The 7,214-nt window shown below is 35.8% G+C and carries 5 protein-coding genes; all 5 read right to left on the bottom strand.

What is annotated here, in order from left to right; translation table 11 throughout:
- On the bottom strand, window positions 1–389 hold a 389-nt coding region (locus BUB47_RS09000; RefSeq protein ID WP_234945646.1), incomplete at its 3' end, for a GTP-binding protein.
- Window positions 390–410: 21 nt separating this feature from the next.
- On the bottom strand, window positions 411–2,489 hold the full coding sequence (gene fusA / locus BUB47_RS08995; RefSeq protein ID WP_073185569.1) for an elongation factor G: 2,079 nt from the start codon (window positions 2,487–2,489) through the stop codon (window positions 411–413).
- A 15-nt stretch (window positions 2,490–2,504) separates the two neighbouring features.
- The gene (rpsG, locus tag BUB47_RS08990) at window positions 2,505–2,975 is read right to left on the bottom strand and encodes a 30S ribosomal protein S7 (protein WP_073185567.1); all 471 of its coding nucleotides are present in this window, start codon (window positions 2,973–2,975) and stop codon (window positions 2,505–2,507) included.
- A gap of 91 nt (window positions 2,976–3,066) precedes the next feature.
- Window positions 3,067–3,480, bottom strand: coding sequence for a 30S ribosomal protein S12 (gene rpsL / locus BUB47_RS08985; RefSeq protein WP_073185565.1), 414 nt, complete (start codon window positions 3,478–3,480; stop codon window positions 3,067–3,069).
- Between the two features lie 140 nt (window positions 3,481–3,620).
- Window positions 3,621–7,196, bottom strand: coding sequence for a DNA-directed RNA polymerase subunit beta' (rpoC, locus tag BUB47_RS08980; RefSeq protein ID WP_073185563.1), 3,576 nt, complete (start codon window positions 7,194–7,196; stop codon window positions 3,621–3,623).
- Between the last annotated feature and the right edge of the window lie 18 nt (window positions 7,197–7,214).

Below are 7,214 nucleotides of genomic sequence, written 5' to 3'. Positions count from 1 at the left end.
GGTACCCCAACTTGTCTTGCTAACAAGATATGTTCTCTTGTTTGTGGCATTGGACCGTCTGCTGCACTTACTACTAGGATTGCTCCGTCCATTTGTGCTGCTCCTGTGATCATGTTCTTTACATAGTCAGCGTGACCTGGACAGTCTACGTGTGCGTAGTGTCTATTTGGTGTTTCGTATTCTACGTGAGATGTGGAAATTGTTATTCCTCTTTCTCTTTCTTCTGGTGCTTTGTCTATGTGTGCATAGTCTACGAATTCTCCGCTACCATATCTCTTATTTAATACTAATGTTATTGCTGCTGTTGTTGTTGTTTTACCGTGGTCTACGTGTCCTATTGTTCCTATGTTTACGTGTGGTTTTGTTCTTTCAAATTTTGCTTTTGCCATTTTTATTACCTCCTTAAGGATTTAATTATCTTTTTTATCTCCAAGCACTTCTTCTGCTATGCTCTTTGGCACTTGGTCATAATGATCAAACTGCATTGAATAATTTGCTCTTCCTTGAGTGTTAGAACGAAGTGATGTTGCGTAACCAAACATTTCTCCAAGTGGTACATAACATGTTAGTATTTGTGCTCCACCTATAAGTTCCATGCCTTCCATTCTTCCACGTCTTGAGTTTATATCTCCAATTACATCTCCCATATATTCTTCCGGAGTAGTAATTTCAACTTTTTCAACTGGTTCAAGTAATACTGGGTCTCCCTTTGTAAGTGCATCTCTAATAGCCATTGAACCCGCTATTTTAAATGCCATTTCTGAGGAGTCAACGTCATGATATGAACCATCATAAAGTGTTATCTTTATGTCTAGTACTTCATATCCACCAACTATACCTGATTTTAATGCTTCTTCAATTCCTTGATGTATAGGATTTATAAATTCTTTTGGAATTGATCCACCAACAATTGCATTTTCAAATATAATACCACTACCTGGTTCTAAAGGTTCTACCTTTATCTTTGCGTGTCCATATTGTCCACGTCCACCTGATTGACGTACGTATTTTCCTTCGCCTTGTGCTGGTTTTGTTATAGTTTCTCTATAAGAAACTTGTGGATTACCAATATTAGCTTCTACTTTGAATTCTCTTAAAAGTCTATCTACGATTATATCAAGGTGAAGTTCACCCATTCCTGAAATAATAGTTTGACCAGTTTCATCGTCAGTATGTGTTCTAAATGTTGGGTCTTCCTCTGATAGTTTTTGTAGCGCTATGGCCATCTTATCTTGTGATGCTTTTGTCTTTGGCTCAATAGCAACAGATATTACAGGTTCTGGGAATACCATGTTTTCAAGTATTACAGGACTCTTTTCATCGCATAGAGTATCTCCAGTAGTTGTATCTTTAAGTCCTACTGCTGCTGCAATTTCTCCTGCATATATTTCTTCAACTTCTTCTCTCTTGTTAGCATGCATTAAAAGAATACGTCCTATTCTTTCTCTCTTGCCTTTTGAAGAGTTTAAAACATATGAACCTGATTTTAAAGTTCCAGAATAAACTCTAAAATATGCAAGTTTTCCCACATATGGGTCCGTAACTATTTTAAATGCTAACGCTGATAGAGGTTCACTGTCAGAAGGATGTCTATCAACTTCTTCTTCTCCATCAAGTGATGTTCCAACTATTGCTGGAATATCTAATGGTGAAGGAAGGTAGTCAATTATAGCATCTAACAGAAGTTGAACTCCCTTGTTTTTGTAAGAAGAACCACATGTTACTGGTGTAATACCAACTTGTATAGTTCCCTTTCTAATAGCTGATTTAAGTTGATCTTTATTGATTTCTTCACCTTCAAGATATGCCATCATAAGGTCTTCATCAAATTCAGAAACTTTTTCAACTAAGTTGTCTCTATATTTTTCTGCTAATTCTCTATATTCTTCAGGAATTTCAGTAATTTCAATTTCTGTTCCATCGTCATTTTTGTAAATTTCTGCTTTCATTTCAACAAGATCAATCATTCCAATAAACAATTCTTCTGCTCCCATTGGAACTTGAATTGGAACCGGATTTGCACTAAGTCTTTTTCTAATAGTGTCTATTGATCTGAAGAAGTCTGCTCCCGTAATATCCATCTTGTTTATATGGGCAATTCTAGGAACATTGTATTTATCAGCTTGTCTCCAAACTGTTTCGGATTGGGGCTCAACACCACTTTTAGCGTCAAATAGTGCAACTGCACCATCTAGTACTCTAAGAGATCTTTCAACTTCTACAGTAAAGTCAACGTGCCCAGGTGTATCAATGATGTTTAATCTATGATCTTTCCAAAAAGCTGTCGTTGCCGCTGAAGTAATTGTAATTCCTCTTTCTTGTTCTTGTGCCATCCAGTCCATTTGAGCTGCACCTTCGTGGGTTTCTCCAATTTTATGAATTTTTCCTGTGTAGTATAGAATACGCTCAGTTGTTGTTGTCTTTCCGGCATCTATGTGAGCCATAATACCTATATTTCTTACTCTCTCTAAAGGTATTTCTCGAGCCATCGGCTTCCTCCCTTATTACCATCTATAGTGAGCAAAGGCTTTATTAGCTTCTGCTGTTCTATGCATTTCTTCTTTTCTCTTAACGCTTGCACCAAGTCCATTAGATGCGTCTAAAATTTCTTTAGCTAGTCTTTGCTCCATTGTGTGTTCCCCTCTAGCTCTTGCAAATTTAACAATCCATCTAAGTCCTAATGTTTGACGTCTTTCAGGTCTAACTTCGATAGGAACTTGGTATGTTGCTCCACCGATTCTTCTACCTTTAACTTCTAATACTGGCATTGCATTGTTTAATGCCTTGTAGAATACTTCTAAAGCATCCTCTCCTGTTGTCTCTGCAACAGTTTCAAGAGCTCCATAAACTATTCTCTGTGCTGTACCCTTTTTTCCGTCTAACATTACGTTGTTAACAAGTTTCGTTATAACAACGTCGTTATAAATTGGGTCAGCCATCACTTCTCTTTTTTGTATATGTCCTTTTCTTGGCATAACTTCCCTCCTTAACTATTTATAGTTGATTCATTGGTACTCAGGAATACCCGTAAGCCAAAAATCTATATAAAAGCCTTAAAAATCAAATTTAATTCTTTGGTTTTTTAGTACCGTATTTAGATCTTGCTTGTCTTCTTGTGTCTACACCTGCAGTGTCAAGAGTTCCTCTAATAATGTGATATCTAACTCCTGGAAGGTCTTTAACTCTTCCTCCACGTATTAAAACAACACTATGTTCTTGAAGATTGTGTCCAATTCCTGGAATATAAGCCATTACTTCGTATCCGTTTGTTAAACGAACCCTTGCAACTTTTCTAAGTGCTGAGTTAGGCTTCTTTGGTGTTACTGTTCTTACAGCTACACACACACCTCTTTTTTGTGGTGAATTTACTTCTGTTTCTACTTTTCTAAGTGAATCGTAGTTAACATCAAGTGCTGGTGATTTTGACTTTGTTTCAACCTTTTTTCTACCATTTCTAACTAATTGGTTAATAGTAGGCATTAAGGCACCTCCTTGTTTTAAATTTATATTATTACTACTTTAAAGTAGCATTAACACCCAGTAAAATTATGACTATACACTATTAAGACTACCTGAAACGGTAGTCTTAATAGTGTACTGTCAAATACTAAATAATTTTATCATTCACCGAGCTTTAAGTCAACAGCTTTTTCATCTAGTAAGTCTGAATTTTCAAGTAAATTAAAGTTTTCCTTCAATTTTTTAGATATTCCTATTTGAACTTTACTGTTTTGCCTAATTCCCGTTCCTGCTGGAATTAACTGCCCAATAATTATATTTTCTTTTAATCCTGTCAGTTTATCTTCTTTTCCCTTTATTGCAGCATCTGTCAATACTCTAGTTGTCTCTTGGAAAGAAGCAGCTGAAAGGAATGAATCCGTTGCCAGTGAAGCTTTTGTAATACCTAGTAAATTAACTTCTCCTGTTGCAGGTTTTTGTTCCTGTATTTTCATTTCTTGATTTACTCTTTTAAAATCATGAGCATCTACTAATGAACCTGGTAAAAATTCAGTATCTCCCGGATCATCAATTTTATATTTTGAAAGCATTTGTTTTACAATAATTTCAATATGCTTGTCATTTATGTCTACCCCTTGCAGTCTATATACTCTTTGAACTTCTTTTATTATATATTCTTCAACGCCCTTAGGTCCTTTTACTCTTAACAAATCTTGGGGGTATACAGAACCTTGTGTAAGCTCATCGCCTTTTTCAACATAATCTCCATTTTTAACTTTGATTCTAGAGCCATATACAACATTATAAGTGTCTCTTTCTCCATTACCAGAGTTAATAATAATTTCACGTTTACGATTTTGCTCTTTAATTTCAATTGTACCATCTACTTCTGCTATTATAGCAAGTCCCTTTGGTTTTCTCGCTTCAAATAACTCTTCAACACGAGGAAGACCTTGAGTAATATCTGATGCAGCAGCAACTCCACCAGTGTGGAAAGTACGCATTGTAAGTTGAGTGCCCGGCTCACCTATTGATTGAGCAGCTATAACTCCTACAGCTTCTCCTGTACCAACTTTGTTTCCTGTTGCAAGGTTTCTTCCATAACAGTGTGAACATACCCCAGATTTACTTTTACAGCCTAATACTGAACGTACTTTTACTTCTGTTATTCCCGACTCCACAATTCTTTCAGCATCGTCATCACTAATTTCTTCATTTGCAGCAACGATTAACTCTTTATTTCTAGGGTCATATATATCTTCAAAGGAAAATCTTCCTTCAATACGATCTTTTAATCCTTCAATTAATTCTTTTCCATCTGTAAATGCCTTTGCCACTAAATATTCATCTGTTCCACAGTCTTCTTCTGTTATTATAACTTGTTGTGATACGTCTACAAGTCTTCTTGTCAAGTATCCAGAGTCAGCAGTTCTAAGCGCTGTATCTGCTAGACCTTTACGAGAACCGTGAGCTGACATATAAAATTCAAGTACAGAAAGGCCCTCTCTAAAGTTTGACTTTATTGGAACTTCTATAGTTTTACCAGATGGTGATGCCATTAGACCACGCATACCTGCTAACTGCCTAATTTGGTTTTTAGAACCTCTGGCTCCTGAATCTGCCATTATATAGATGTTGTTTAATGGGTCAAAGCCTGCCATTACATCATCTGTAAGTTCTTCTGTAGCATCATTCCATATTTCTATTACTTTTTCATACCTCTCTTCGTCAGAAATTAAACCTTTTCTATAGGCATTTTCATACTTTTCAACTTCTATATCTGCTCTGTCTAATATCTCACCTTTTGTATCTGGAACTTCAACGTCGCCCATTGAAATTGAAATGGCACCAATTGTTGAATAGTGATATCCAGTTTCTTTTACATGGTCAAGTAACTTTGCAGTTTCAATGTTTCCATGTTTTCTATAAGTTTTCTCTATTATTATACCAATAGTCTTTTTATCTATTGGCTTATCTACTTCCAGTGAATACTTGTCAACATTTCTGTCTACAAATCCGAGATCTTGAGGTATAAATGAGTTCATTATAAATCTACCAACTGTAGAATTTATAATTTTACCTAATTTATCATTTTCATCTGCAAACAGTCTTACTCCAACATGAGATTGTAAGTGTAAAAATCCACAATAGTAAGCTTGCATCATTCTATCGTAGTCTTCAAATATCATGCCATCACCTTTTAATTTGTCTGTTCTATCTATTGTAAGGTAATAACATCCCAAAATCATATCTTGAGTTGGTGTTGCTATTGGCTTTCCATCTTTAAGACCTAAAATGTTGTTTGTAGCCAGCATTAATAATCTGGATTCAGCTTGTGCCTCCATTGAAAGTGGTAAATGCACTGCCATTTGGTCTCCGTCAAAGTCAGCATTATATGCTGTACACGCTAGAGGGTGCAGTTTAATTGCCTTACCTTCAACTAACACAGGCTCAAAAGCTTGAATACCCAATCTATGAAGTGTTGGAGCACGGTTTAACAGTACAGGATGATCTCTTATTACATCTTCTAATACATCCCATACTTCAGACTTAGCTCTTTCAACCATTCTCTTTGCACTTTTTATATTGTGAGCATGACCTCTTGATACAAGTTCCTTCATTACGAAAGGTTTAAATAGTTCAAGTGCCATGTTTTTAGGAAGTCCACATTGGTAGAATTTAAGTTCAGGTCCTACTACGATTACACTACGTCCAGAATAGTCAACACGCTTTCCTAAAAGGTTTTGTCTAAATCTACCTTGCTTTCCCTTTAACATTTCAGAAAGAGATTTTAAAGGTCTGTTTCCAGGTCCTGTAACAGGTCTTCCTCTACGTCCGTTGTCAATTAAAGCGTCTACTGCTTCTTGAAGCATTCTCTTTTCATTTCTCACTATTATATCTGGTGCATCTATATCTAATAACTTTTTAAGTCTGTTGTTTCTGTTAATAATTCTTCTATATAAGTCATTTAAATCAGATGTTGCAAACCTACCACCATCTAATTGAACCATAGGTCTAATATCCGGAGGTATTACAGGTATTGCATCAAGAATCATCCATTCAGGCTCATTGTCTGATTTTATAAAAGCTTCTATAACTTCAAGTCTTCTTGAAATTCTAACTTTTTTCTGACCTGTAGCTGTTTCAAGATCTTCACTTAGTGTCTTAGATTCTTTTTCAAGGTCTAATTTTTGTAAGAGTTCTCTTATTGCCTCAGCACCCATTTTGGCTCTAAATTTATCTTTGTACTCAGCTCTGTATTCTCTGTACTCAGTTTCAGTTAAAAGCTGTTTTTCATATAGTACAGTTTCACCCGGTTCTACATAAGTTACAATATAAGAGGCAAAGTAAAGCACTTTTTCCAAAGCTCTTGGACTCATATCAAGGATTAATCCCATTCTAGATGGAATCCCCTTAAAATACCAAATATGTGATACCGGAGCTGCAAGTTCAATGTGCCCCATTCTCTCACGTCGAACTTTAGATTTAGTTACTTCAACGCCACATTTTTCACATACAACGCCTTTGTATCTAACTCTCTTATACTTTCCACAACTACATTCCCAATCTTTTGTTGGTCCAAATATTTTTTCACAAAACAAACCTTCTTTTTCAGGTTTTAAAGTCCTATAATTTATAGTTTCAGGTTTTTTTACTTCTCCATAAGACCACTCTCTAATTTTTTCCGGTGAAGCAAGCCCTATCTTTATAGAATTAAATAATCCATGTTCGCTCAAGGAGCACTCTCTCCTTTC

This window comes from Anaerosphaera aminiphila DSM 21120, assembly GCF_900129925.1.
Taxonomy (GTDB): domain Bacteria; phylum Bacillota; class Clostridia; order Tissierellales; family Peptoniphilaceae; genus Anaerosphaera; species Anaerosphaera aminiphila.
Note: the sequence above shows the minus strand (reverse complement) of the source record. Positions and strands in the feature narration are given on the sequence as shown.

Bases quoted from the DNA above. Each gene is read 5' to 3' on its own strand.
- fusA (WP_073185569.1), bottom strand. From the start codon at position 2,489: ATGGCTCGAGAAATACCTTTAGAGAGAGTAAGAAATATAGGTATTATG.
- rpsG (WP_073185567.1), bottom strand. From the start codon at position 2,975: ATGCCAAGAAAAGGACATATACAAAAAAGAGAAGTGATGGCTGACCCA.
- rpsL (WP_073185565.1), bottom strand. From the start codon at position 3,480: ATGCCTACTATTAACCAATTAGTTAGAAATGGTAGAAAAAAGGTTGAA.